24 protein-coding genes are annotated in these 24341 nt (G+C 51.1%); 15 read left to right on the top strand and 9 right to left on the bottom strand.

Features of this window, described 5'->3' with window-relative positions:
- The first annotated feature begins 34 nt into the window (after positions 1 to 34).
- The 4 genes from P2G88_RS05150 to P2G88_RS05135 all read left to right on the top strand — a co-directional run bounded on the left by P2G88_RS05150 (position 35) and on the right by P2G88_RS05135 (position 4779).
- On the top strand, positions 35 to 280 hold the full coding sequence (locus P2G88_RS05150) for an EF-hand domain-containing protein (protein ID WP_275794654.1): 246 nt from the start codon (positions 35 to 37) through the stop codon (positions 278 to 280).
- A 317-nt stretch (positions 281 to 597) separates the two neighbouring features.
- Entirely contained in the window at positions 598 to 1191 is a 594-nt protein-coding gene (locus tag P2G88_RS05145; RefSeq protein ID WP_275794653.1) for a rod shape-determining protein, read from the top strand.
- 288 nt (positions 1192 to 1479) lie between these two features.
- Positions 1480 to 2589 (top strand): phosphatase domain-containing protein, encoded by a 1110-nt coding sequence (locus P2G88_RS05140; protein WP_275794651.1) that lies wholly within the window; start codon positions 1480 to 1482, stop codon positions 2587 to 2589.
- 342 nt (positions 2590 to 2931) lie between these two features.
- Positions 2932 to 4779, top strand: a complete 1848-nt coding sequence (locus P2G88_RS05135) for an SLC13 family permease (RefSeq protein WP_275794649.1) — start codon at positions 2932 to 2934, stop codon at positions 4777 to 4779.
- Positions 4780 to 4994: 215 nt separating this feature from the next.
- Here P2G88_RS05135 and P2G88_RS05130 read toward each other — a convergent pair whose 3' ends face one another.
- The gene (locus P2G88_RS05130; protein ID WP_275794648.1) at positions 4995 to 5561 is read right to left on the bottom strand and encodes an acyloxyacyl hydrolase; all 567 of its coding nucleotides are present in this window, start codon (positions 5559 to 5561) and stop codon (positions 4995 to 4997) included.
- A gap of 268 nt (positions 5562 to 5829) precedes the next feature.
- On the opposite strand from P2G88_RS05130, the gene P2G88_RS05125 reads away from it, so the two are divergent.
- A complete protein-coding gene (locus tag P2G88_RS05125; protein WP_275794646.1) occupies positions 5830 to 6843 on the top strand; it encodes a ribonuclease E inhibitor RraB in 1014 nt (337 codons plus the stop codon).
- An 86-nt stretch (positions 6844 to 6929) separates the two neighbouring features.
- On the opposite strand, the gene P2G88_RS05120 is transcribed toward P2G88_RS05125, so the two are convergent.
- From P2G88_RS05120 to P2G88_RS05110, 3 genes are read right to left on the bottom strand one after another with little or no spacing between them, the layout of a single operon-like run.
- Positions 6930 to 9557 carry a cation-translocating P-type ATPase gene (locus P2G88_RS05120; RefSeq protein ID WP_275794644.1) on the bottom strand — a complete coding sequence of 876 codons (2628 nt, stop codon included), beginning with the start codon at positions 9555 to 9557 and terminating at the stop codon, positions 6930 to 6932.
- Between the two features lies 1 nt (position 9558).
- On the bottom strand, positions 9559 to 10143 hold the full coding sequence (locus tag P2G88_RS05115; protein WP_275794643.1) for a hypothetical protein: 585 nt from the start codon (positions 10141 to 10143) through the stop codon (positions 9559 to 9561).
- Between the two features lie 12 nt (positions 10144 to 10155).
- Positions 10156 to 10422, bottom strand: a complete 267-nt coding sequence (locus tag P2G88_RS05110; RefSeq protein WP_275794642.1) for a DUF211 domain-containing protein — start codon at positions 10420 to 10422, stop codon at positions 10156 to 10158.
- 141 nt (positions 10423 to 10563) lie between these two features.
- Between P2G88_RS05110 and P2G88_RS05105 the strand changes: the two genes are divergently transcribed.
- From P2G88_RS05105 to P2G88_RS05090, 4 genes are all read left to right on the top strand, one after another.
- On the top strand, positions 10564 to 11340 hold the full coding sequence (locus P2G88_RS05105; protein ID WP_275794641.1) for an alpha/beta fold hydrolase: 777 nt from the start codon (positions 10564 to 10566) through the stop codon (positions 11338 to 11340).
- A gap of 96 nt (positions 11341 to 11436) precedes the next feature.
- Positions 11437 to 13053, top strand: a complete 1617-nt coding sequence (locus P2G88_RS05100; RefSeq protein ID WP_275794640.1) for a L,D-transpeptidase family protein — start codon at positions 11437 to 11439, stop codon at positions 13051 to 13053.
- The gene (locus tag P2G88_RS05095) at positions 13053 to 13976 is read left to right on the top strand and encodes a D-Ala-D-Ala carboxypeptidase family metallohydrolase (protein ID WP_275794639.1); all 924 of its coding nucleotides are present in this window, start codon (positions 13053 to 13055) and stop codon (positions 13974 to 13976) included. Before P2G88_RS05100 ends, P2G88_RS05095 begins: the two co-directional genes overlap by 1 nt.
- A 206-nt stretch (positions 13977 to 14182) precedes the next feature.
- Positions 14183 to 14647 (top strand): hypothetical protein, encoded by a 465-nt coding sequence (locus P2G88_RS05090; RefSeq protein WP_275794638.1) that lies wholly within the window; start codon positions 14183 to 14185, stop codon positions 14645 to 14647.
- A 51-nt stretch (positions 14648 to 14698) separates the two neighbouring features.
- Here the strand turns inward: P2G88_RS05090 and ald are convergent, their stop codons facing one another.
- Positions 14699 to 15829: an alanine dehydrogenase gene (gene ald / locus P2G88_RS05085; protein ID WP_275794637.1), complete on the bottom strand. Its 1131-nt coding sequence runs from the start codon at positions 15827 to 15829 to the stop codon at positions 14699 to 14701.
- Positions 15830 to 15954: 125 nt separating this feature from the next.
- Between ald and lrp the strand changes: the two genes are divergently transcribed.
- The 6 genes from lrp to serS all read left to right on the top strand — a co-directional run bounded on the left by lrp (position 15955) and on the right by serS (position 22695).
- Entirely contained in the window at positions 15955 to 16443 is a 489-nt protein-coding gene (gene lrp / locus P2G88_RS05080; protein WP_275794635.1) for a leucine-responsive transcriptional regulator Lrp, read from the top strand.
- Positions 16444 to 16548: 105 nt separating this feature from the next.
- The gene (locus P2G88_RS19435) at positions 16549 to 18981 is read left to right on the top strand and encodes a DNA translocase FtsK 4TM domain-containing protein (protein WP_345798874.1); all 2433 of its coding nucleotides are present in this window, start codon (positions 16549 to 16551) and stop codon (positions 18979 to 18981) included.
- 80 nt (positions 18982 to 19061) lie between these two features.
- Complete coding sequence (lolA, locus tag P2G88_RS05065; RefSeq protein ID WP_275794634.1) at positions 19062 to 19694, top strand: outer membrane lipoprotein chaperone LolA; 633 nt, start codon at positions 19062 to 19064, stop codon at positions 19692 to 19694.
- A 6-nt stretch (positions 19695 to 19700) separates the two neighbouring features.
- Complete coding sequence (locus P2G88_RS05060) at positions 19701 to 21017, top strand: replication-associated recombination protein A (RefSeq protein WP_275794633.1); 1317 nt, start codon at positions 19701 to 19703, stop codon at positions 21015 to 21017.
- Positions 21010 to 21396, top strand: coding sequence for a fluoride efflux transporter CrcB (gene crcB, locus P2G88_RS05055; RefSeq protein ID WP_275794799.1), 387 nt, complete (start codon positions 21010 to 21012; stop codon positions 21394 to 21396). Before P2G88_RS05060 ends, crcB begins: the two co-directional genes overlap by 8 nt.
- Before the next feature lie 9 nt (positions 21397 to 21405).
- Positions 21406 to 22695, top strand: coding sequence for a serine--tRNA ligase (gene serS / locus P2G88_RS05050; protein WP_275794632.1), 1290 nt, complete (start codon positions 21406 to 21408; stop codon positions 22693 to 22695).
- A gap of 237 nt (positions 22696 to 22932) precedes the next feature.
- Here the strand turns inward: serS and P2G88_RS05045 are convergent, their stop codons facing one another.
- The 4 genes from P2G88_RS05045 to tusD are packed head-to-tail and all read right to left on the bottom strand — an operon-like array spanning position 22933 to position 24299.
- The gene (locus P2G88_RS05045) at positions 22933 to 23271 is read right to left on the bottom strand and encodes a TusE/DsrC/DsvC family sulfur relay protein (protein ID WP_275794630.1); all 339 of its coding nucleotides are present in this window, start codon (positions 23269 to 23271) and stop codon (positions 22933 to 22935) included.
- The gene (tusB, locus tag P2G88_RS05040) at positions 23271 to 23558 is read right to left on the bottom strand and encodes a sulfurtransferase complex subunit TusB (RefSeq protein ID WP_275794629.1); all 288 of its coding nucleotides are present in this window, start codon (positions 23556 to 23558) and stop codon (positions 23271 to 23273) included. Before tusB ends, P2G88_RS05045 begins: the two co-directional genes overlap by 1 nt.
- A gap of 1 nt (position 23559) precedes the next feature.
- A complete protein-coding gene (gene tusC / locus P2G88_RS05035; protein ID WP_275794627.1) occupies positions 23560 to 23919 on the bottom strand; it encodes a sulfurtransferase complex subunit TusC in 360 nt (119 codons plus the stop codon).
- The gene (gene tusD / locus P2G88_RS05030) at positions 23919 to 24299 is read right to left on the bottom strand and encodes a sulfurtransferase complex subunit TusD (RefSeq protein ID WP_275794798.1); all 381 of its coding nucleotides are present in this window, start codon (positions 24297 to 24299) and stop codon (positions 23919 to 23921) included. Before tusD ends, tusC begins: the two co-directional genes overlap by 1 nt.
- Between the last annotated feature and the right edge of the window lie 42 nt (positions 24300 to 24341).

Below are 24341 nucleotides of genomic sequence, written 5' to 3'. Positions count from 1 at the left end.
GCCTAGGAAATTTGCCTTCACCGTAGGATGCAGTATGTCTGAACAAGTATTGAGCGAAAGCCAAGTGGCTGAGGTTCGTAAGGAATTTGATTTTTTCGATACCGATCATAATGGCATGATCGATTTGGGTGAGTTTATTGAACTACTTACCGCCTTATCCCCTAAGACCAAGGTCAAAGTGGTAGAAGAAGCCTTCGCCATGATCGATGAAAACAATGACGGTCATATCGACTTCGAAGAATTCCTGGCCTGGTGGCAACAGGGCTGGTGGGAATACTAAGCCGAAGCGCATCACCGCGTTGCTTTAAATTGTTGAAACGCCAGCCCTTGGGCTGGCGTTTTGCTTTTTGATTGCTGGTTTTTCACCACAGAGACACAGAGAGCACGGAGATTTTAAAGGGTGTATTTTACTACTTGGGCCTTTTGGGTGCTGATTCCATCCTTTGACCACAAAGGGCGCGAATAGGTGCGTTTTTGAAAGTCTCAGACCGTGATACAGACATTGGACTGTTTGGCCTTGCAAGGTAAAGTAACTGCAAGGAACAAGACCTTGTATGGTCGGTATAATAAGTTGTTAGTCGCTAAAGGAAACATCGGATGTTAAATCGAATTCTCTCTCGTTTCGCTTCAGTGTTATATGTGCAGATTTGGGAGAACAGAATCAAGGTAACCGATGTTTCGAACAATGAGAGCTTTGATGATTTACCTATCGTCGTTATTCAGACTGCTGAGAACGGAGCCAAATCAATCACAGGAATTGGCAAGAAAGCCAGCCAGGTTCTGAGGCCTAATGAGGTGGCGGTTAACCCCTTTTCTCATCCAAGGGTGTTACTTTCTGACTTTTACGTGGGCGAAAAATTACTTCAACATGCTTTTAAACAATTAAGCAAAATCAAGTCGTTGCGTCCAAGGCCCAGGGTCATTGTTCATCCAATGGAGAAAACAGAAGGGGGCCTTACAATGATTGAGAATAGGGCTTTCAGAGAGCTAGCAATGGGCGCAGGGGCCATAGAGGTTAAGTTGTATACTGGCAATCCTCTTTCAGTTGCAACCTTCGATTTTGACAAAATCAAAGACGAGTCAGGCTTCACACAAGCAGCGCCTCAAAGCGATAGTTCGGCGTCCAATCTTGTTGTTTTCGCATTCTATCTCGTGGTTATATTTTTGGCGTTCTGGCATTTTGGCAACTAACAAGGGACTGTGGTCCAAAACCAATTATCTAAGCCCAATTTGGCGCTATTGTACTTTGTTTTTTAACAGCGTGATGAAATTCAGAGGTGAGCTGTTGATACCTGTTCATGGTTCATCCTGCTTTCCCAAAAAGCCTAAAATCTGAAGTATGACAGGTTGCGTTGCGCCTATTGTGCGCTGTTGTACCTGGTGTATAAATCCAGTTCTTCACAAAGAATAAGTAGTAGAAAATCGGTCGCTATAAAATCGGCAGCACTAGGGTAACGAAGCAGAAGGAGAGTGCGTAATATGAGTCGTCGCTTTTCGGGTTGGACGATCGCTTCTGGGTTTCCGGGACTGCTCAGCCTATTTAATCTCCAGGCTGCCGATGTTCCGTCGTTTCCCCTAAGCGAAGACGAGACCGTCGTGTTTTTTCCTTCCGATGCCAGCTTTGATGCCAACAGAGATCAGTGGCAGATCCCGATTCACGGTTGGGTCTACCAGAATCCTCAAAGCGTGGCCCGCAAAGCACTGGCGGCAAGCTTGCTTGAGGGGAAGTATCAGCTGCGTCTGACGGCCGAGATCGAGCCCATTTTTTCTGAGCGAATCAATCTGTTGTTTGCCGACAATGAAAGGGGAAAGAGCTTCTGGATTAGGCTTTGCAACAAAGATTTGCCATTGGCTGCGTCGGCGCCAAATGGTCACTTTCAAAGCATGTTGACCATTCCGGCCTATGAAGTTGCCCAATGCGCAAGTGAAGGCTATCTGTCATTCCATCTGCTGACTGCGCCTGATGATAAGCGGCAATTCTTTGGTCGTGTGCGATTACTGGCGCCTTTGGGGACGTCGATAATCAGCGATATCGACGACACGGTGAAAATCACTGAAGTTACAAATCGTGCGGCATTAATGAATAATACCTTTTATCAGCCGTTTCAAGCCGTGCCGGGTATGCCAGAAGCCTATCGGCAATTGGCCCAGTTGGGCCTGCAGTTTCATTTTGTTTCATCCAGTCCCTGGCAGTTGTATCCTGTGCTGGAAGCCTTTCGCCAGCAGTCCATGCTTCCCCCGGCCAGCTACGCACTAAAAAATGTCCGCTTTCGGGATACCGATTTTTTTAATCTGTTCAAATCCGGCAAAGAAACCAAGCCGGCGCAGATCGAATCTATCTTGCAGCGCTTCCCCCAGCGCCACTTCATTCTAATTGGTGACAGCGGCGAACAAGATCCAGAAGTTTACGCACAGATGCTGCGCCGATATCCGCAACAGGTACTTGGCTTCGCTATTCGCTTATTAGATGGAGCGAACCAGCAAGCACGTTTTGATGCCTTGCTGCAGGGGCTGGATACAAGGCGGATACTGTTGTTCAACGACCCGGTACAACTGCCAGAATTTGTTGCCGCTTTGCAACGGTCGTGATGTCGCTTTGGGAGATTGTGCCGTCATTACATCGCTTGGGTGAATTCCCATCACATTTAGATCCGGTGTTTGAATAGACGCCAGCGCGGACACTCTACCTTCACATCCGTTCCATAAGAAACTAGAGTTACCAAACATCAGAGTGTTACCCCGGATGGTGATCAATTCATGAATGAGGTTTGGCCTAAGGCAGTCGCTGTTTTCAGGCAGCTCCTGGGAAAATGTGTAGAGGAACCCATCCTTCAAGTGGCATACGGTCCGCATGGCTCCTGCGTTACGCAGCTGAGACGCCGGGCTTAACCTAATGCTCGCTAACCCCCCTTGCCGATTGCGGCAGCAATCATGACAAACGAGCAAATACTGATACTGATTATCCTGTTCGCCACGGTGGGTATGTTCCTGTGGGGCCGCTGGCGCCACGACATGATAGCCATGGGGGCGCTGTTGGCCTGTGTGTTGGCCGGGTTGGTGCCCTCACATGAGGCGTTTTTGGGGTTCGGTCATCCGGCCGTTGTCACTGTCGCCTGTGTACTGGTGCTTAGCAAAGGCCTGCAGAACTCCGGTGCGGTGGGGGCGCTGACGCGCGCCGTGTTGCCTGCGCAAGCGGGCGTTACGCCAAGCATGGTCGCGCTGCTTGGGCTGGGGGCGCTGCTGTCGAGCTTCATGAATAACGTTGGCGCGATGGCGCTGTTGATGCCGGTGGCCATGCAGTTGGCCGGTCGCCTGGAATTGGCACCCGGTCAGGTGCTGATGCCGCTGGCCTTCGGGACAATCCTGGGCGGTATGACGACCTTGATAGGCACGCCGCCAAACATGATCGTCTCGGCTTTTCGCACTCAGACCGGCGCCGGTACTTTTTCCATGTTTGATTTCACGCCGGTAGGATTGGTTGTTGCCGTGGCCGGAGTGGCTTTCGTCGCCTTGCTTGGCTGGCGCCTGGTGCCAAAGCGTAAGCAAACCGGGGTCGAAGGTTTCGAATCGAGCGCGTACATCACCGAGGCGCATGTGCCCAAAGACAGCAAGGCCGAAGGGATGACCCTGCGTGAGATTGAAGCAGCGCTTGATGAAGTCGATGCGCAAGTCATTGGCATGGTCCTTAATGATGTTCGTCTTACCACACCCAGTCCCTGGCGCAAGGCGCGTGCCGGCGACATCCTTGTGCTCGAGGCTGATGCTGAAACCCTGGCCGATGCGCTATCCACACTGAACCTGACGCTGGAACAATCCGCACAATCGAACGAGCAGGACGACACAGCAAAAAGCCATAGGGAAGACAACAAGAACGCGGGCGAAACGGGCACCAAGGGTGAGAAGGAAGAGGGCGCGACGTCGAGTGAGATTGTGCTACTGGAGCTTGCCGTACTGCCGGGATCCCCGCTGGTTGGGCACTCGGCCAGCGATATCCTGCTGCGCACCCGCTATGGGCTGAACCTTTTGGCCGTGTCACGCCAGGGCCAACTCTCGATGAAGCGCCTGCGCAAGATCAAGTTCAAGTCGGGGGACCTGCTGCTGCTAAATGGCTCGCCCGAAGCGATTTCGGAGTTTGCTGCCGACAACGGCTGCGTGCCGCTGGCCGAGCGCGATCTGCGCATCCCCAACGCCCGCAAAGCCTGGGTGGCGGGCATCATCACGGCACTGGCCCTGGGCTTTGCCGCCTTCAACCTGCTACCAACGATGATTTCCTTCGCCATCGGCGTGCTGGCATCGATGGTGTTTCGGACGGTTTCGCCACGCGCGGTATACAAGGCCATCGACTGGCCGGTGATTGTGCTGCTGGCGGCATTGATCCCCGTAGCCGGCGCGATGGAGTCGACCGGCACTGCCGACCTGATCGCCCACTTTATCCTGACAGAAGTGTCCCAGGGCCACGCCGTTGTCTCCCTGGCGCTTATCTTGATCGTCGCCATGTTTCTCTCTGACTTGATGAACAATGCCGCTACCGCGGCAGTAATGTGTCCGATAGCCATCGGTACTGCGGCGGCGCTGGGGGTTAGCGCCGACACCTTTCTGATGGCGGTGGCCATTGGTGCTTCCTGTGCATTCCTCACTCCTATCGGACACCAGAACAACACCCTTATTCTGGGTCCGGGCGGCTTCCATTTCGGCGATTACTGGAGGCTGGGTCTGCCAGTGGAAATCCTTGTGGTCGCGATCAGTATTCCGCTGCTGCTGATTGTTTGGCCGCTGTGACGGCTTGGCGGGAATACTGAGCTGCTGATATCAAATGGTTGATAGAACGCCAGCCCTGGGGCTGGCGTTTTGCCTTTTTCTTCGCTGGCTTTTCACCACAAAGACGCAGTGGGCTCGGGGAGTTTTGCAGTGCAGCATTGAGCGAATACCGGCTTGTGGCAATAACTCATAATGAAGATTTAGTGCTTTTTGTGTCTTTATTGGTTTCTCACGGTTTAAAACACAATACCCAAAGAGGCACTGACCAAATCCAGCCCCTCATTCGGAGGGGAGATGTCAAAGTTAGAGTAATGGGTATAGTCCAAGGAAAGGCGATACTTATTCTGATAAAGAAAGCCAAAGGAAAGTCTGTCCTCAAACTGGAAGCGGCTACCATAATCTCTGTACCAATAGGGTTGGCTTTGTATTTTGCTGTCTGAAAAATAGGAAATGCCGATACCTAATTCGGCAAAGGGCGCTAGGCCATTGGCAAAAGGCTCCCGGCTAAAGCGAAAAACAGGCGTGGCTGCTATCCCGGTAAGGGTAGAACTTGCGAACTTTCGTTTCACGTCCACATCGGCGAGCAGGCGAATAAGCGAAAATTCAACATGTGCCTTTAACCGCCAGTTTCCATAATGATAAAGGGTATTGTCCCAATCTCTTGTATAACTGACTCTATAGAAGTCCATAGGCACGTGATCACCGCGGCCTACGTTGGTGCCTGCTCCTAAAACAAAGCCTTGCTGAGCATAGAGGTTAAACGGTATGGCCAACACCACTCCAAGCCATGTTTTAGCTCGCATTTCGTTTTCCTGATTATTTTTTGTTTTGCTGAAGATGTGTGCAATTAGCGACAAGATCTCAACTGACTATAGGCAATATTATTAAGTCAGCCAAACTGATAGAGAGTTGAACAGGTCAACATAGTAAAGACCATGAATTGCAACTAGGTACGAATTTATATACCTTCTAAAACGAATTTGTTGGTTAGGATAAAGTGTAAGTGGCTCCCTCCTTGGCAATAATTATTGCTCAGAAGGGTGGAAATAATTTTTTGATAAGGACATTGCTATGCTCGAAGATGAACAGGGATATCAAACGGGTTGCCAACTCGCCGATGAAATACGTTCCACACTGGCAGAACATGCTATTGCAGCAGACAATCCAGAACACCTTTCTTTCCGACTGTTTTTTCAGCGACAGCCTGACAGCCAGGCAGTTGTCGATGAACTTCTGTCCGATGGTTATGAAATTGATGCACAGATTGAAGAAGCCTTCCCCGGGTTATGGTTGTGTGATTTATTTATCCAGCTGATTCCCGCCTCCGAACACATGACGCAATTTGCTGAAGCGCTGTTGCAACTCGCAAAAAAATACGAAGGTGAAGTGGATGGCTGGGAACTTGTCCATTCAGAAGCACCAGACTATCAACAGATAGCGCATAACATCCTTGAAACGGTCAGAAGTGGATATGGGGAGAAGCATGTCCTCATTCAGGCAAATTGCGAAGACTTTGTTGATTTGGATATGGATTTTTATCAGAAAACCCAGCATGAATTTGAGCATCTGGGCTTTGTTTACTTGGCCGATATGGAAGATGAAACCATTAGCCGTAGCGGCGAGGTTCGCACCTTTATTCGTACTATGTATCGGGAAGGGTGCCAGACAATTGGCGCCTTCTACTATGTCCCGCAATTGCAGGCTGGCATTATCGACATAGAGACATTGATGTCTGATGGAACAGTGTTGGTTTCTACAACTTGTGACCAAAAGAATAGTATTTCAGAAAGTCCCAGAATCCTTTCGCAATATTTTGCCTCAGATCTGAGCCCCTCGAGTCTTTACAAGGCGCATTTAGAGCATCTTGATAACGTCTGTAAAGCAAATCCAATGCTACATAGCACCCCTGTCACAACTTTCGATGAGTTGTGCCAAATGCAACATTTGATGCAGGAATATAAGGGTGAGCATCTAAAAAGCATCGGTTGGGTAACACTAGAGCACCTGGTCAATCAGTCGGGGGGTGATAAGGAATTGGCTCTGGGGGTTTATGAGGCGATTCAGGATATTCTTAAGAATGAGTGAATGAGGTTTTGTAACACTCGGTCAGATAGATAGTGAGGATAAATTGCTGGGGATAAGATCGATATCTGGTGTTTTTCGTGTTTTCCTCAGCCTATCGTCTTGCTCTGATAAAGCCAGCCGTGGCGCATCATCCATTTTTCCACTTCTACCACTACCAGTACCAAGGAAGAAACGCCGATACAGCCCAGCATCACATCCAGTGGCAGGGGTTGGGTATAGAAAATATCGTTGAGCATGGGGTGATAGATCACAGCCAATTGCAGCAAGAACGCCGCTGTTACCGCGCCAATCATATACAAATTGCTGAAAAAGCCGATTTGTAAAAGGCTCGCGCGCTCGCTTCTGACCGCCATGGAGTGGAATAGCTGTGACAGGGTCAGAACGGTAAAGACCACGGTCTGCCAATAGGGCATGTCGTTGGACATCGCCCAGGCCTGTGAGGCAATGGAAATGCCGCCCACAAAAAGTCCAAACCAGACAATATGCTGCCACATACCATGGGCGAAAATGCTCTCATCGGGCGGACGCGGACGACGTTTCATCACATCCGGTTCGGCCTTTTCGGCGCTAAAGGCAAGGCCCGGTAAACCGTCGGTCACCAGATTTATCCAAAGGATATGGATGGGTAACAACGGAATAGGCAGGCCCATTAAAGGCGCCAGCAATAGGGTCCATATTTCCCCTGAATTGGAGCTCATGGTGTCTTTGATAAATTTGCGGATATTGTCAAAGATCCTGCGCCCGGTTTTCACCGCCCGCACTATGGTGGCGAAGTTGTCATCCAAGAGCACCATATCCGCTGCCTGGCGGGCCACATCGGTGCCTTTTTGGCCCATGGCCACGCCAATACCGGCTCGTTTAAGGGCAGGGGCATCGTTCACCCCATCACCGGTCATGGCCACAAATTGGCCCTTGGCCTGTAGCGCTTTGACGATACGCAGCTTCTGCGCCGGACTTACCCTGGCATAGACGCGGATATCCATGACATGGCTGGCAAAATCCTGCTCGCTGAGTGTGTCCAAATCAGTACCTGTGACCACCTTGTCGGTTTCACAGATGCCAAGGCGCTTGGCGATGGCCAGCGCCGTGCCGGGATGATCGCCGGTGATCATTACTGGCTTGATACCAGCAGTAAGACAATCTTGTACCGCATCGGGCACTTCCGGGCGGGGCGGGTCAATAAGGGCCACCAAGCCAATAAACTGAAGCTGCTGCTCGATAGCTGTGGCGTCTTTGTCATCGGGTTTGTGGGTGAATTCCCGACAGGCCAGGGCCAGCACCCGGTAGCCCTCATTGGCCAATTTCTCGGCTTGTTGAAGTGCATCTCCTGCCTGCCAGGCGCCGCCTTGCGCTGACAATAACGCCGATTCACAAAGTGCCAGCACCACCTCCGGCGCCCCTTTGCTATAGGCCACCACTTTCTCACCGTCCTGATGCAAGGTGGTCATCATCTTGCGATCGCTGTCAAAGGGCACCGCGCCAATCCGAGGCAGGCTTTGTTCTAATGACGGGCGGTCATAGCCTTGCTTCTTGGCTGCCTGATACAAGGCAAGTTCAGTAGGCTCTCCTTGTGTCTTTTCATCTTGCTTGGTGACATCGTTGTTCAGTGCCATGGCCTTGCCAAGGGCCTGACCAATATCGTTATCGGGGAAGGCGCTTTGTTCAAAAAGTTGATTGTCGGCAAAGACTTTTTCCACCGTCATTTGGTTAAGGGTGAGGGTACCGGTTTTATCGGTGCAGATATAAGTCACTGAGCCTAAGGTTTCTACCGCCGGCAGATTGCGCACCAAAGCATGGTGTTTGACCAGGCGTCTGGCACCCATGGCCAGGGCAATAGTGATCACCGCCGGCAGCGCTTCGGGAATGGCGGCCACGGCAAGACTAATGGCGGTCAGCAGCATTAACAGCACAGGCTGGCCCTGCAGCAGGCCGGCCACAAACACCACCGCGCAGATGGCTAGTACCGCCAGGGCAAGATGGCGACCAAAGGTGGAAAGTCGCTCCTGAAGTGGGGTTTTGGCTTTTTTCTCTTCGGCCAGCAGGCTGGCTATCTGACCAAATTCGGTCTCACGACCGGTGGCAATCACCACCCCCTCGCCTTTGCCACGGGTGATGAGGCTGCCCTTAAAGGCTAGATTCAACCTGTCGCCTATGGGCAATTCTTTGTCTTTAAGTGCCTCGGTGTGTTTGGTTACGGCCTGGGATTCACCGGTCAGTGCCGATTCATCCGCTTGCAGGGTTTCACTTTGGATCAGACGCACATCGGCAGGCACCAGATTACCGGCTTCGAGTAGCACTATATCGCCGGGTACCAACTGTGATGCTGCGATTTTTTTTACCTGGCCGTTTCGGCGCACCAGGGCTTGCTGGGCGGCCAGGGCTTTAAGGGCTGACAGCGCCTGCTGCGCCCGGTATTCCTGTACCGTGCCGATAATGGCGTTTAATAGCAGGATCACCACAATGGCGAGGGTGTCTTTAAGATCGCCAATCAGGCCCGAGACCAGCGCGGCCCCCAGCAGCACCAAAATCATAAAGTCACTGAACTGACCAAGAATAATGGCACCAAGACCCCGGCGTTTGCCTTCGGGTAAACGGTTTGGACCGTACTGAGTTAGTCGCGCTGCTGCCTCGCTGTCGGCCAGGCCATCCTCACTGCTTTTTAGTTCTTCGAATGCAGTTTTGCTATCCAGGTGAAACCAGCGGGGGTTCTGCATCTTAGTCTCCTGCCAGAAGATAAATCAGCACTACGGTCACCCCCGCCACCAATGCGGTTTGCAAACCGCTTTTAAGCCAGGACGCCTTGGTTAATCTCGCAAGATAGACTCCGAGGAAGAAGATCAGTACAAAAGCGATGGCGATAGCGATAGTCAAGGGGGAGGCCGGCAGTTGAAGCCCATGGTTGGCTAAAAACAGTGGCAGCAGGATACAAAGAGACAGGCAAAAGGGGGCAAAGCCATTGGCCAGCGCCACAACCAGCGGTACCCAGCGGGCGGCCTGGCCATGGGCCGTATCCTGCATATTTTTGGCCATGGCTTGTTGTAGTTCGTTTAACGCATGCTGGCGCTCGGCCGATTCACTGATATAGGCGCTACTCACGCCACTGACCCCTAAGGCCACGGCTGCACCGAGGCAGGCGCTGATCACCACTTTGAGATCATGGGTGGGACTGATAACAAAGCCGATAAGCAGTCCCAGCATGGTCAATGCACCATCGAAACCGTTGACCACCATGTAGCGGCGAATAATACCCTGGGTGCGGGTCAGCTCCAGCAAAAAGCCGATTTTCTGCAGTAATGTCACAGCAAGTTCCGCTTAAGGCTGTTCATCACTAAACACATCCACCTCATCAATGCTGTGCAATGAACCGCCCATCTCTTTGATCACGCTGAACAGGCTGTCACACTGAATATCTGTCCCTTGAACCTCTACTTGCAGGGTTTCGGTTTTTTCGTCCACCTCCAGCACCATCAGGTATACCCGATAGTCTTTACCACTTGCTGCCAGTCGGCGGGAAAAGTCCAGGGCATTGGGTTCATGGGGTTTAAGCACATCCAGCACGATTCGCTTTACTGCCGGCATAGCCGCTTCCTTGAGCTTAATTGGTTGTATTATCTACATTAACGCAAAATAAAAATTTGGCGAAACCATCCTCGGTATTTGCGTATTATGCAACGCCTTAGGCTATGGTTGGCGCAGTGGACTCAGCATAAGAGAACAGGCGTGAAACGCATTATGAGCAGTATCTTGGCATTATTGGTCTTGCTTGGCGGATTGCTTTGGCTGATTTACGCCTTTCAAGGGCACTTGCTTTATCCGGCTCCCCAAACCCCGCCTCCGGCTACTTTGCCGTCCCATGCTCAGAAATTGGCGCTTGAACAAAGCTATGCCTATTTAATGTTGCCTGCTGTTGACCACCAACCCGCTGCAGCGGTGATTTTTACTCATGGCAATGCGGAAACCGCCGAGATGTGGCTTGGTGAGTTTGAAACTTTGCGCGAGGCGGGTTTAGCCGTGTTGTTGGTGGAATATCCCGGCTATGGTCATGCGGGCGGCTCGCCCAATTTGTCTTCCATTAAAAACACCATGCTGGCGGCCTTTGATGCCATCAGCGAACATCCGGCGATTGATAGGAAGCGCATTATTGCCTATGGCCGCTCCATCGGCGGAGGGGCTGCTGCGCTGCTGGCAAAGCACCGGCCGGTGGCAGCACTGGCACTGGAGTCAACCTTCTCTACCCTGGCACAGTTGGTTAAAGAGAAGGGTTTCCCCTCATTTTTGCTGAAAGACCGATACAACAACCTGGAGGTAGTAGCCGCCCTTGAGGTGCCACTCTATCTCTATCATGGTAAAGAGGATGATCTGATCCCCTTTGCTCACGCACAGCAACTGGCGGCTGTGGCCAAAGATCTTACTTTTCACCAGGAAGCCTGTGGCCATAATGATTGCCCCAGGCATTGGGGGCGCTTTTTGGTCTTTGTGGAACACAAGGTAAAGTAATATCCAATTGATTTAATTAGCCATTTAGGCCACAGCTTTGCTAACGTTAATAGGGTTTGGGTAAACATCAGATATGGGAAAAACAGGGAACACCTTATGTCGAACCTTATCAAGATTCTGTTTTTAGTAACGTGTTTAATTGCCAGTCAGGTCAGTCTGGGTGCCATCAACAACAGATTTCAGCATCGTCTGGAGTTTTTAACCATTGGTGCCCAAGAGGCTACTGGTGAGTTACCGCTGATCGACCCGTCGGCGTTGGTAAAATTGTATGATCAGTTAGGTCCGGTGCCTTTATGGATTGATAAGGAAGGACGGCTTAATAGTACAGGAAAAGAAGCGTTATCCCTGATTGAAAAGGCCGATGCGCTGGGTTTAACGGCGGCACATTATCATAATGATAATGTGGGGCGGCTGTTAGCAAGCGATCTGCGCGCCGATGAGGGCAAGCAGATTGACCTTGAACTGATGCTAAGTGACGGACTGCTGGTCCTGGCCACCCACTATCAATTCGGCAAAGTGAATCCGCAGAGCTTAGAAAGCCAGTGGAAAGTGCGAGACGAGGTGCTGAAATCATTGCTGGCCAGCTTTGCTGCCAAAACGCCGTTAAGCGAGTGGTTTGCGAGCCTGGGGCCCCACCAAGAAGCCTATAAGTTATTAGAAGCGGAGCTTGCTAGGGTAAAAGAACGTAAGTCGCTGAAAACCTTTATCATGGACAAAAGCCTGAAAGTCAAAGATGTGCACCCACAAGTGGGGCACTTAAGCCGGATCTTAGCGGAGTTTGGTTATCTCGCACCTGAGCTGGTGGGTGAAGAATTTACTGCCGATATCAAAAATGCGGTGGCCAAATTTCAACAGGAGCACTCACTGGCTGCCGATGGTGTTGTGGGACCTGCCACCCGGCAAGCGCTGATGTACACCTATTTCGGTGATGAAAACACCCTCAAAGTGAATATGGAGCGTTGGCGCTGGAATCCTGAGCAGTTTGAAGATTTCTATGTTTCGGTGAATATCGCCAGCTTTAACCTTCGCTATGTGTTTAAGGGCCAGACACAGTTGCTGATGAAGACCATCGTCGGCAAAACCTACCGCAAAACGCCGGTGTTTTCGGACAAAATGCGTTACTTCGTGGTTAACCCCAGTTGGAGTGTCCCCCCTTCCATTGCCCGCAAAGATATTCTGCCCAAACTTAAATCCAATCCCTTGTACTTAAGTGAAATGAATATGTTGTTGTTAAAGGGCTGGGGGCAAGATCAGGTGGTGGTCGATCCCACCCAGGTGGATTGGAGTGCACTGAGTGCCAGCAACTTCCCTTACCATATTCGCCAGCTTCCAGGGGATAAGAACGCCCTTGGTAAGATCAAATTTATGTTTCCCAATGAGCATAATGTGTACTTGCATGACACCAATGATCCTACCTTGTTTATGCAGTTTTCCCGGGCCTTTAGTTCTGGCTGCATCCGACTGGAAAAACCCATGGAGCTTTTGGAAGTGATTGCCAGAAACCACACCACCATGGATGAAGCCAAAATCCAGGCAATGCTCTCCAGCGGTAAGGAAAGTACGGTGGTATTAAGAGAGCCGGTACCAGTGCATATTCAGTATTGGACCGCTTGGGCAGACGATGACAAACGGATTCATTATCGTCATGATCTTTACGAGCGCGACCCGGCCATTTCCAAGGCATTGGCTGATACTTTTATAAAGGGATCTTGATGAAACGCTGTCTTTGGCTGCTGCTTCTGCTCAGCCTGCCGCTCTTTGCATTTGACGATGGTCTGAGTGGATTGGAAGTGCAGGTGGGAGAGTGGCGCTCAGAGTACCGTTTAATGAGCTTCTTTGTGCTGCCACAGCAAAAGCTGCCCATCAGCGTATTTAAAGGTAAAAAGGCTATTCCTTTTACCTTAAGTGGTATTAATGAGGCGCCACTGTCGGTGCTAAGCACCCATAACTACATTGCGCCTATTGCGCCCGGCGATTATCAGCTCACTGTCACCACCGTGGACAATCAGAAGGTTGAACTTCGGATCTTTGTGATGTACCCCGCGGCCCGTGTAAAAAACGGTAAGCTCAATGGCTATACCATTGGCCAGTATCCGCGGGATCCATACAAGGGATTGAATATTTATCAGCCGCCAGAAGGTTATGTGGAGGTCACTCCACACAATCAGGATCTATGGATTTCCCCAAACTACCAGCTGAAACAGTTTTTATGTAAGCAGGCGGAAGGCTTTCCGAAATATGTGGTACTGCAAACCCGCTTGTTACGTAAGCTCGAATATCTGACCAAGGTGGCGGTGGATCAGGGCTATGCCACGCAGGGCTTTGTGATCATGAGCGGCTATCGTACGCCTTATTACAATAAATCCATTGGCAATACCAAAAACTCCCGGCATCAATGGGGTGGGGCGGCAGATATTTATATCGATGAATCCCCCAAAGACGGCACCATGGATGATTTAAACAAGGATGGCAAAATCGATGTCAAAGATGCCCAGGTGTTGTATGACCTGGTAGAAGGGCATTTTGATGTGCCCGGCTATCGGCCAATGATTGGCGGGTTGGGCATTTACCGCGCTAATGCCTACCGTGGGCCTTTTATTCACGTTGATGTTCGTGGTGCCAAAGCCAGATGGTAGTTTGCGGATAGGGACAGGGTAGCGCCAGGCTTAATCCCACATAAAAGATGTGCAGAGGACCGGCTAAGCCGGCACAGGCAACCCAGGGTACCTTCGCTCAGGGAGCCCAATTTGTCTATCAAACAGCTTTGCTATCAGCTTTAGGTCTAATGACAGCCTGAGCGAGGGCTATAGTTACTCTTCCTCTCGCGTATGGAAGAAGAAAAATGAAATTAGTCAAATACTTGCTCATCTCTTTGTGCAGTATCTCTACTATTGCCCTGGCAGACACCGTTGCCGAGGTCAAACAAACCATCGAAATGGCCAATGCCGAGACTAAGGCAAGCATGCAGTCGCAGCCAGACACCGTGGCAGCCGCAGGCGCCCTGGAATTTTGGTCAAGTGGTGGCTTGATGCAAAGGGTACCGGCTAACAGTGCGGTGCAGAAATTCGAACATTTCGGTTTAACGGCAAAACATATCGAGGTTATTCCCTTGGAGGAAGGTAAGTCGGCCGTGGCCATGTATTATTCGGAAGGCTATATGAAGCCGGTTGGCTCCCCTGGTACATCCCATTATTTGACCAGGGTCACGGAGGTGTATGTTAAAGAAAAAGGCAAGTGGAAGGTACGCGCCGCCCACTTTTCACCGGTGACCGGAGGGGAAGGCACTAAGCAGACTTCCATAGACTGAGCCAAGTAAAATAAAAAAGCGCCCCGTTGGGCGCTTTTTTAGCGTTTGTGCTTAGGCACCAAGCGCGGTGCGCGCATCGGCGTAGGTCAGATTGAGCTTGCTGCCCAAGGTATCGACCACCGCTTTGTAGGTAACCTTGCCTTCATGCACGTTCAGGCCGTTTAGCAGGTGAACATCGTCGAGCATGGCTTTCTTGGGACCTTTGTTGGCCAGAGCCAGACCAAAGGGCAGGGTAGCGTTGTTCAGCGCCATAGTAGAAGTGCGAGCGACGCCACCTGGCATATTGGCTACGCAGTAGTGCACTACGCCGTCAATCACATAGACCGGATCCTGGTGCGTGGTGGCGCGAGAAGTCTCGAAGCAACCGCCCTGGTCGATGGCCACATCCACTACCACTGAACCTTCTTTCATATTGCGGATATGTTCGGCGGTTAGCAGCTTAGGTGCGGCGGCACCAGGGATCAACACAGCGCCAATCACCAAGTCTGCCTTAGTGGCATAGTATTCAATGGCATCGACGGTAGAGAATACGGTTTTCACCTGACCACCGAAGATATCGTCCAGTTCACGCAGGCGTGGCAAAGAACGATCCAGCAGAGTGACATCGGCGCCCATACCCAAGGCCATCTTGGCAGCATTGGTACCGACCACGCCACCACCGATAATCAAGACTTTACCGGGGGCGACACCAGGCACGCCGCCGAGCAGAGTGCCGCTACCGCCATGGGCTTTTTCCAGGTAGTGAGCACCGGCTTGGATAGACATACGGCCGGCTACTTCACTCATGGGAGCCAGCAGAGGCAGACCATTGCGGCTGTCGGTTACGGTTTCATAGGCGATACAGGTGGCGCCGGAGGCCACCAGCAATTCTGTTTGTGTTGGATCGGGAGCCAGGTGCAAATAAGTATAAAGGGTCTGACCTTTGCTCAGCATTTTGCATTCGTTCGGCTGTGGCTCTTTGACCTTAACGATCATCTCAGCCTTGTCAAAAATGCTCTTGGCATCGTCGGCCATGGTGGCACCGGCAGCAATGTATTGTTCATCCAAAAAGCCGATGGCAGTACCGGCATCTTTTTGCACCATCACCTGGTGGCCATGGGTAGTAAATTCTTTTACCGCTGCAGGGGTCAAGCCAACGCGGTATTCGTGGTTCTTTATCTCTTTGGGTACACCGATCAACATGTTCTTCTGGCCTCTAACGGGGTTTAAAGCGCGAAGTATAGGCAAAGATTGTCAGAAGAGTGTGCTGAAGTCATAACGCTTGCAGGATATAATCATGCAAAAAGCTGGAATGGCGATATAAAATAATGCTGGTTAAAACACCCAAACACCTCGATCGAATCGATCGCAACATACTGGTAGAACTACAAAAAGACGGCAGATTGTCGAATGTGGAATTATCCCGACGTGTAGGTTTAAGCCCCACGCCCTGCCTTGAACGAGTGCGTCGCCTGGAGCAGCAAGGCTATATCCAAGGCTATCATGCGAGGGTTGACCCCAATAAACTCGGCGCCGCAATGCTGGTGTTTGTGGAAATCACTCTAACCAAGACCTCGGCAGACATCTTTGCAGAATTTTCTGCTGCTATCCGAAAACTCGACGATATTCAGGAATGTCACCTGGTGGCCGGGGATTTCGATTTCCTGTTAAAAGCGCGGGTAGCCGATATGTCCAGTTACCGGAAGCTACTTGGCGATACACTGTTAGGCCTGCCGGGGGTGAGTGAATCCCGTACCTATGTGGTGATGGAGGAGGTAAAACACACAGGTGTGGTAAAAATTAACCTCAAGCCCTGATAAATGCTGCTTTGCCACACTCTTTGGCTAGGATTTTGACACAATGGCTGATATCTTTGGCCCCTGTTAGCAGTTGAACAATTCTTATAATAATTATTAATGACTATGGCGCGTCTCTCCGGTCTCCAACGGATTATGGAAGTGGGTATGATCATCAGCAGTGCGTTTGCACTCTATGTTCTGCTCGCCTTGGCTTCTTTCGACCCCGCTGATCCCAGTTGGAGTCAGGCTGGCTATCGTGAAGAGGTTCACAATGCGGCCGGTGCCATCGGTGCCTGGTTGGCCGATATTCTCCTTAATAGCTTCGGCTACATCGCCTATATGTTCCCCTTTGGTGCAGCCTTGTTGGGCTGGTTTTTATTTCAGCAAACCAAACATGTGTTAGAGCTGGATTATCTGACCATCGGCTTGCGCCTGATTGGCTTTATTCTCCTGCTGGTAGGGGCAACGGGCCTTGCCAGCCTGAATTTTGACGATATTTATATTTTCTCTGCGGGTGGCTTTGTGGGCGATGCCATCAGTGGCCGTTTGCTGCCGTATTTCAATCTGGCCGGCACCATTTTGCTGCTTTTATGCTTCTTCTGTACCGGCTTTACGCTGATGACCGGGATTTCCTGGCTCAGCATTATTGACGGACTCGGCGCTGGTGCGATTAAAGGCAGTCAGTGGCTCATTGACTTACCGACCACCTTAACCGGCTTATCCTTACCTTCGTGGCTCAAGCGTGAAGGGGACGATGAGCTGCAGCAAAGCGGCCAGTTAGAAGAGGACGCAAGCGAAAAATCCAAATGGTTCTGGCGCCGCGGTAAGTCTGATGAGCCTGCTTTGCCTGAGGATAAGCTGGAGCCTGAAGTAAAGACGCAGGCAAAGGTTAAAACCGAGCCTAGGATGGAGCCTCGTCTTAACCCCGTGTGGGAAGCCGACGCGCCGGATGTGGACTTGCCGTGGGACGATGAGCCGGTGATGACTGCCACTAAGGCTGCGCCGTCCAAACCTGCGGTTAAGGCCAAGCCCGTAGTTCCTGCCAAAGCATTGAAAGCAGCCTCTGATGGCGAATTACCCTCCGTTGCCTTGCTGGACAGACCCGATAAGGTCAAAAACCCTATTTCCCCCGAAGAGCTGGAAGCCGTCTCCCGTTTAGTAGAAGAAAAGCTGGCGGATTTCAGTATCGAAGCCAAGGTAGTGAATGTGCAGCCAGGGCCGGTGATCACCCGTTTTGAGTTGGACTTAGCTCCTGGGGTAAAAGTCAGCAAAATATCGACGCTGTCTAAAGACCTGGCCCGAGCGTTATCGGCTATTTCGGTGCGTGTGGTAGAAGTCATTCCCGGGAAGTCTGTTATCGGCCTGGAGCTGCCCAACAAGCATCGTGAAATGGTCAGACTATCCGAAGTGATTGAGTGCGAGTCTTTCCAAAATTCCGCCTCCAACCTGACCATGGTGCTGGGCAAAGACATTGCCGGAAAGCCGGTGGTGGTGGATCTGGCCAAAATGCCCCATTTGCTGGTGGCCGGTACGACTGGCTCGGGTAAGTCTGTTGGCGTTAACGTCATGATCTTAAGCCTGCTGTATAAATCCAGCCCCGAAGATGTGCGTCTTATCATGATCGATCCCAAGATGCTGGAGTTATCGGTCTATGAGGGCATTCCGCATCTGCTCGCCGAAGTGGTCACCGACATGAAGGAAGCGGCCAATGCCCTTCGTTGGTGTGTGGGTGAGATGGAGCGTCGCTACCGCTTAATGTCGGCCCTTGGGGTCAGAAACTTAAAAGGCTACAACGCTAAGATTAGAGAGGCCAGAGAGGCCGGTGAGCCTATCAAAGATCCTTTGTGGAAACCTGAGCAGAGCATGGAGCCTGAGGCGCCGGATCTGGAAAAGCTGCCGAGCATCGTTGTGGTCGTAGATGAATTTGCCGATATGATGATGATTGTCGGCAAGAAAGTGGAAGAGCTTATTGCCCGTATCGCACAAAAGGCGAGGGCGGCCGGTATTCACCTTATTCTGGCCACTCAGCGTCCTTCTGTGGATGTGATCACTGGTCTGATTAAGGCCAATATTCCCACCCGTATTGCTTTCCAGGTGTCTTCAAAAATCGACTCGCGGACCATTTTGGATCAGCAGGGCGCAGAGGCCTTATTAGGTCAGGGCGATATGTTGTATTTGCCGCCCGGTACCGGTGTACCAACCCGTGTGCATGGTGCCTTCGTAGACGATCATGAAGTACATGCCGTGGTAGCCGATTGGAAAGCCCGAGGCGAGCCTAACTACATTGAGGAAATCCTCAGCGGCGAGGGCAGTGGCGAAGTACTGCTGCCGGGTGAACAAGCTGAAGGCGACGATGGTGAGTCTGATCCGCTGTACGACGAAGCGGTGTCTTTTGTCACTCAGGCTCGCAGGGTGTCGGTATCCAGCGTACAGCGTCAGTTCCGCATTGGCTACAACCGTGCGGCGCGTATCGTTGAGCAGATGGAAATGAGCGGAGTGGTTAGCGCCCAAGGCCATAACGGCAACCGTGAAGTGCTGGCACCACCGCCGGTGTGATATTGCAAAACCGTCTGCTGTTCAGCTTATTGTCAGGCCGCATTGGCAAACTGGTCTTGGTAAAAACTTTTGAGAGCACTATGAAAAAACTGCTGATTCTTTGTCTGGGCCTTTTTACTTTTGCCGGCATGGCACAAGAGGCCGCGCCTGAGCTTAAAGCTCGGCTTAAGAGCTTATCCAGCTTTGATGCGGTATTCAGTCAGACGGTGACGGATGGTAATGGCGAACAATTACAAAACGCGACCGGCCGTATTCGCTTAAAGCAGCCCAATCAGTTGCATTGGCAAGTGGATGCGCCCAATGAAACACTGCTGATTGCCGACGGGAATGCTGTGTGGCATGTGGATCCTTTTGTGGAGCAGGTGATTGCCATCGATCAGCAGCAAGCCATCGACAACAACCCATTGATTTTACTGGCCGAGCCTGACAGCAAGCACTGGCAGGATTTCAAAGTGGCCAAAAAAGGCGAGCAATACACCATTACCAGTACCCAGGATGACAGTCAGATCGTCAGCCTGACCTTGCATTTTAAAGGACAGACGCTGGTGGGTTTGGATATGCTCGACAGACAATCGCAAAACAGCAAACTGCTGTTTAAAGAGATTAAACAAAACCAACCCCTTTCTGCTGATTTGTTCAGGTTTAGCTTGCCACAAGGTTATGAATTAGATGATCAACGTAGCATCCAGGCCGAGGGGCTGAATCAGCCATAGGCCACTATGACCCAGGATCTCTTCGCCCAGTCACAGCCTTATATTCCTCTTGCAGCCAGGCTCAGGCCCACAAGCCTGGAGGATTATGTGGGTCAAAGCCATATCCTGGGGCCAGGTAAGGCGCTGCGACAAGCATTGGAGCGGGGACGAGCGCACAGCATGATCTTGTGGGGGCCGCCCGGTACCGGCAAGACCACACTGGCTGAATTGGTGGCTAACTACAGTAATGCCCACGTTGAGCGCATTTCGGCAGTTACCTCTGGCATTAAAGATATTCGCCAGGCCATCGATAACGCCCGCCATCAGGCCCAATCCCGGGGCAAGATGACGCTGTTGTTTGTGGATGAGGTACATCGCTTCAATAAAAGCCAGCAAGATGCCTTCTTACCGCATATCGAAGATGGCACGGTGATCTTCGTCGGTGCCACTACTGAAAATCCCTCTTTTGAACTGAACGGGGCCTTACTGTCCCGTGCTCGTGTTTACCTGTTAAAAGCCTTAAATGAAGAGGAAATGGCGCTGATTATCCAACGTGCTCTGCCACTTCTGGGTGATGGGAATTTAGTTTTGGATGACGATGCCAAGCAGTGGCTAATCACACAAAGCGGTGGGGATGCCAGACGCTTGCTCAATTATCTGGAATTGGCCGCCGACTTTGCGCAAGGGCAAGTGCTTGACTTGGCCACAGTGCGCGAGGCTGCAGGCGGCAAAGTGACAGCCTTTGATAAAGGTGGTGACCGTTTTTACGATATGCTGTCAGCGCTGCACAAATCGGTGCGTGGTTCATCACCCGATGGCGCCTTGTATTGGTTCGCCAGGATGCTCGAAGCCGGCTGCGATCCGCTGCAAGCTGCCCGGCGCTTGTTGGCCATTGCTTCTGAGGACATTGGCAATGCCGATCCCCGTGCCTTGCAGATTTGTTTAAATGCCTGGGATATTTTTCAGCGTGTGGGCCCGGCAGAGGGCGAACGGGCGATTGCCCAGGCCATTATCTACTGCGCCTGTGCGCCTAAGAGTAATGCGGTGTATATGGCCTTTAATCAGGCACGTCAGGATGCCCGCGAACGGCCTGACTATGAAGTGCCAGTGCATCTTCGTAATGCGCCTACCAAGTTGATGAAGTCTTTAGGCTACGGTGAAGAATATCGCTATGCCCACAACGAGCCAGGTGCCTATGCCGCCGGGGAATGCTATTTGCCAGAAGATCTTAAGGACAATCAGTATTATCATCCCAGCAGCAGGGGATTGGAAAAACAAATAGCAGAGAAGCTTGCTTATCTGCGTGAGCAGGACAAAAGCAGTGAACGGCGTCGCTATAAATAGTCTTACGCTTTATGCCACCATCGCCCTGGGCGGTGCTTTGGGCGCTTGTCTGCGCTACTTTATCTCCGAGCAGACGCTGCAATGGTTTGGTAAAGGATTCCCATTTGGTACACTCACCGTCAATATTTTTGGCTCTTGTTTTTTAGGCATCATGTATGGCCTGATCGAGAGCGAAGCGGTGGCCGGTCACCCCTGGCGTACTTTTGTGAGCATTGGTTTTATTGGCGCCCTGACCACCTTCTCCACGTTTTCCCTGGATACCCTGTTGTTGTTACAGCAAGGTGCATGGATAAAGGCGGCGCTGAACATATTATTGAATTTGCTATGTTGCCTGGTGGCAGCATGGCTAGGTATCCAATTGATTTTGTATAAAGGTTGACGAACTAGCATGTTAGATCCCAAGTATCTGCGCACCGATATCGACGAGGCGGCCAAACGCCTTGCTACCCGTGGCTTTACCCTTGATGTGGCCACCATCAGTGCTCTGGAAGAAAAGCGCAAAGAACTACAGGTGCGTACACAGGAATTGCAGAACGAGCGTAATGTGCGCTCCAAGTCCATTGGTCAGGCCAAAGCAGCCGGTCAGGATATTGCACCCTTGTTGGCCGAAGTGGGTAAACTCGGCGATGACCTCGATGCCGCCAAGCAAGAACTCACCATACTGCTTGAAGAAATTGAGCAGGTTGCCTCTACGCTACCAAACCTACCTCATGAATCGGTGCCGGTGGGCAAAGATGAAAATGACAACGTGGAAATCAGCCGCTGGGGCACGCCTCGTCATTTTGATTTTGACGTCAAAGATCATGTGGATCTGGCGACTAATTTGGACAAAGGCCTGGATTTTGAAACTGCCGTTAAGTTGACTGGTTCTCGCTTTGTGGTGATGCGCGGCAGAATTGCCCGTCTGCATCGTGCATTGACCCAATTTATGCTCGACTTGCATACCGGTGAGCATGATTACCAGGAAATTTATGTGCCTTACTTGGTTAATGCCGACAGCCTTTATGGCACAGGACAGTTACCCAAGTTTGGTGCCGATCTCTTCCATACCAAACCGGCCACAGAAGAAGGGCAGGGCTTGTCGCTAATTCCAACGGCAGAAGTGCCGCTGACCAATATTGCCAGGGATGAGATTTTCCCCGCAGAACAACTGCCTATCCGCATGACTGCCCATACCCCTTGTTTTCGCAGCGAGGCAGGCTCTTACGGTAAGGACACCCGCGGTTTGATCCGTCAGCATCAATTCGACAAGGTGGAACTGGTGCAATTGGTGAAGCCTGAAGACAGCTTCGATGCGCTGGAAGAATTGACTGAGCATGCGGAAAAGGTCCTCAAGCTGTTGGGTCTGCCTTATCGTAAAATGCTCTTATGTACCGGTGATATGGGGTTTGGCGCTTGTAAGACTTACGATCTGGAAGTGTGGTTGCCGGCCCAGGATTGTTATCGTGAGATTTCATCTTGCTCCAATATGCTGGATTTCCAAGCCAGACGTATGCAGGCAAGATACCGTAATCCGGAAACCGGTAAACCAGAGTTGCTGCATACCTTAAATGGCTCTGGTTTGGCTGTGGGCCGCACCCTGGTGGCCATTCTGGAAAACTACCAGCAGGAAGACGGCAGCATTGAAGTGCCGGATGCGCTGCGCTCTTATATGGGCGGTATCGATAAGATTATGTAAGCGAGAAAACGCTTTAGAAGTAGAAACGGGCCACTATGGCCCGTTTTGCTTTTTTTTGCTTTAATAACAACGATTAACCTGTGGAGATTCAGGCCTTGATGAAAGTCACTTCTGAAGTGCGCTTGTTGATGAAACTGCTGTACTACGCAGCGATGGGAGTTTCCATTGGCTTAGTATTGTATTTGTTATGGCAGCTTTTTGTGACGGTTTACGGCGGACTTGTATGATATCAAAGTATCAGAGGCACTTAGCTGGCTTTGGCAGCCCTGCCAGTTTGGTGGCTTGCTTAGCCGGACCGTCGGGAAACAGGCGCTGCAGATAGCGACTGTTGCCTTTATCTTCGCCCAGACTTTGCGCCATGGCCTTCACTAGGGCACGTATAGCAGGACTGGTGTTAAATTCCAGATAGAAATTGCGCACAAACCTGATCACTTCCCAATGGGCATCGCTCAGGACTATACCTTCACGCTCTGCCAGTATCGGCGTTAATCCTTCATCCCAGTCTTGATAATTAATCAGGTATCCTGCCTTATCCAAGGCAATCTGGCGGCCGTTGTAATTCAAGGTGTTTTCCATTACCAACTGATGACCTTGTCAAATTGCAGGGTTAAATCGACGAAGCCTGGATAGTCCAGCATGGTGCAGCCAATGTAATTGTTTTGTAGGCCTCGGGCCTTACAATCGTCTGACAACACAAATAATGCACCTCTTTGGGCCAGTAAGGCGAGGTCTTTATTATCCTGACTCAGCGCCAGAACAGCGTCTTGCATCAGCAGCAATGCATCGCCATCGGCCATTCGTTGCATGCACTGTTTCAGATGGTAAGAAGAGTAGGGGCTTTGTTTTACCAAATGCAGGATCATATTAAAAACTCAGAATATGCTGGCAGTCAGCCACTTTTTCTTGCCATTGTTCGCTCGTTAGCACCTCAGCCTCGATACAAAGATCGGCACTATGTAGTCCTCGCTCGTTAAGGCTAACCTGGCACACATAAATCTGATTGATATCGTAAAATTCCAGGGCGGCAAAGGTACGGCTATAGTTTTTGCGGCCAATGTGCTCTGGATGCTGGTCTTTCATCAGCTGAAACACGCCGTCATCCAGAAAAAACAGCGCCACATCCTGCCCGAAGGTGCCGGCGACCAAGGCTAAATCCAGTGCTTCCTGACCATTAGCATTGCCATGGGGAGCGCTTCTGAAAAGCAGACCAAATTGCGCTGACATCAGAATTGCACCACCCGGTCACAGTCTTCGCAAAGCTCCACTAATTGCCCCAATCCGCTGGCTAAGAAGGGCGACAGCAGGTTATGTCCCTCTACCACTTCATTGTCTTCTTCCAGCAATCCACGGCGATTAGCAGCGGTAATGCAAACATGCAGGGGAAACCGATACTGTGATGCCAAGGCTGACCATCGCTTAAATGGGTTCATCTCATCATTAGGGGGCGTTTGCCAACCATTGGCGTGATGAACGCCTGCTTGATAAAAAAACACGCCATTGAGCATATGGCCTTTTGCCAACAGTGCGTCGGCAAAAGACAAGGCGCTTTCGCTGCCTTGATTGTCAAAGGGGGGAGAGGTAACAACGAGAGTGAAGTTGGCCATAGTCAAACAGAAGAGACTCCGGTACCCGATTTCAGTTATAAC

This window comes from Aliiglaciecola sp. CAU 1673 (genome assembly GCF_029223185.1).
Classification (GTDB): Bacteria; Pseudomonadota; Gammaproteobacteria; order Enterobacterales; family Alteromonadaceae; genus Bowmanella.
This window is presented reverse-complemented; position numbering and strand designations above follow the sequence as displayed.

What these genes read in the sequence shown, in the direction of transcription:
- serS (WP_275794632.1), top strand. Translation starts at nt 21,406, where the DNA reads ATGTTAGATCCCAAGTATCTGCGCACCGATATCGACGAGGCGGCCAAA.
- P2G88_RS05060 (WP_275794633.1), top strand. Translation starts at nt 19,701, where the DNA reads ATGACCCAGGATCTCTTCGCCCAGTCACAGCCTTATATTCCTCTTGCA.
- P2G88_RS05130 (WP_275794648.1), bottom strand. Translation starts at nt 5,561, where the DNA reads ATGCGAGCTAAAACATGGCTTGGAGTGGTGTTGGCCATACCGTTTAAC.
- P2G88_RS05125 (WP_275794646.1), top strand. Translation starts at nt 5,830, where the DNA reads ATGCTCGAAGATGAACAGGGATATCAAACGGGTTGCCAACTCGCCGAT.
- tusC (WP_275794627.1), bottom strand. Translation starts at nt 23,919, where the DNA reads ATGTCAGCGCAATTTGGTCTGCTTTTCAGAAGCGCTCCCCATGGCAAT.
- P2G88_RS05090 (WP_275794638.1), top strand. Translation starts at nt 14,183, where the DNA reads ATGAAATTAGTCAAATACTTGCTCATCTCTTTGTGCAGTATCTCTACT.
- P2G88_RS05110 (WP_275794642.1), bottom strand. Translation starts at nt 10,422, where the DNA reads ATGCCGGCAGTAAAGCGAATCGTGCTGGATGTGCTTAAACCCCATGAA.
- P2G88_RS05140 (WP_275794651.1), top strand. Translation starts at nt 1,480, where the DNA reads ATGAGTCGTCGCTTTTCGGGTTGGACGATCGCTTCTGGGTTTCCGGGA.
- P2G88_RS05150 (WP_275794654.1), top strand. Translation starts at nt 35, where the DNA reads ATGTCTGAACAAGTATTGAGCGAAAGCCAAGTGGCTGAGGTTCGTAAG.
- P2G88_RS05120 (WP_275794644.1), bottom strand. Translation starts at nt 9,557, where the DNA reads ATGCAGAACCCCCGCTGGTTTCACCTGGATAGCAAAACTGCATTCGAA.
- P2G88_RS05095 (WP_275794639.1), top strand. Translation starts at nt 13,053, where the DNA reads ATGAAACGCTGTCTTTGGCTGCTGCTTCTGCTCAGCCTGCCGCTCTTT.
- P2G88_RS19435 (WP_345798874.1), top strand. Translation starts at nt 16,549, where the DNA reads ATGGCGCGTCTCTCCGGTCTCCAACGGATTATGGAAGTGGGTATGATC.
- lolA (WP_275794634.1), top strand. Translation starts at nt 19,062, where the DNA reads ATGAAAAAACTGCTGATTCTTTGTCTGGGCCTTTTTACTTTTGCCGGC.
- ald (WP_275794637.1), bottom strand. Translation starts at nt 15,829, where the DNA reads ATGTTGATCGGTGTACCCAAAGAGATAAAGAACCACGAATACCGCGTT.
- lrp (WP_275794635.1), top strand. Translation starts at nt 15,955, where the DNA reads ATGCTGGTTAAAACACCCAAACACCTCGATCGAATCGATCGCAACATA.
- tusB (WP_275794629.1), bottom strand. Translation starts at nt 23,558, where the DNA reads ATGATCCTGCATTTGGTAAAACAAAGCCCCTACTCTTCTTACCATCTG.
- P2G88_RS05145 (WP_275794653.1), top strand. Translation starts at nt 598, where the DNA reads ATGTTAAATCGAATTCTCTCTCGTTTCGCTTCAGTGTTATATGTGCAG.
- P2G88_RS05135 (WP_275794649.1), top strand. Translation starts at nt 2,932, where the DNA reads ATGACAAACGAGCAAATACTGATACTGATTATCCTGTTCGCCACGGTG.
- P2G88_RS05045 (WP_275794630.1), bottom strand. Translation starts at nt 23,271, where the DNA reads ATGGAAAACACCTTGAATTACAACGGCCGCCAGATTGCCTTGGATAAG.
- P2G88_RS05100 (WP_275794640.1), top strand. Translation starts at nt 11,437, where the DNA reads ATGTCGAACCTTATCAAGATTCTGTTTTTAGTAACGTGTTTAATTGCC.
- tusD (WP_275794798.1), bottom strand. Translation starts at nt 24,299, where the DNA reads ATGGCCAACTTCACTCTCGTTGTTACCTCTCCCCCCTTTGACAATCAA.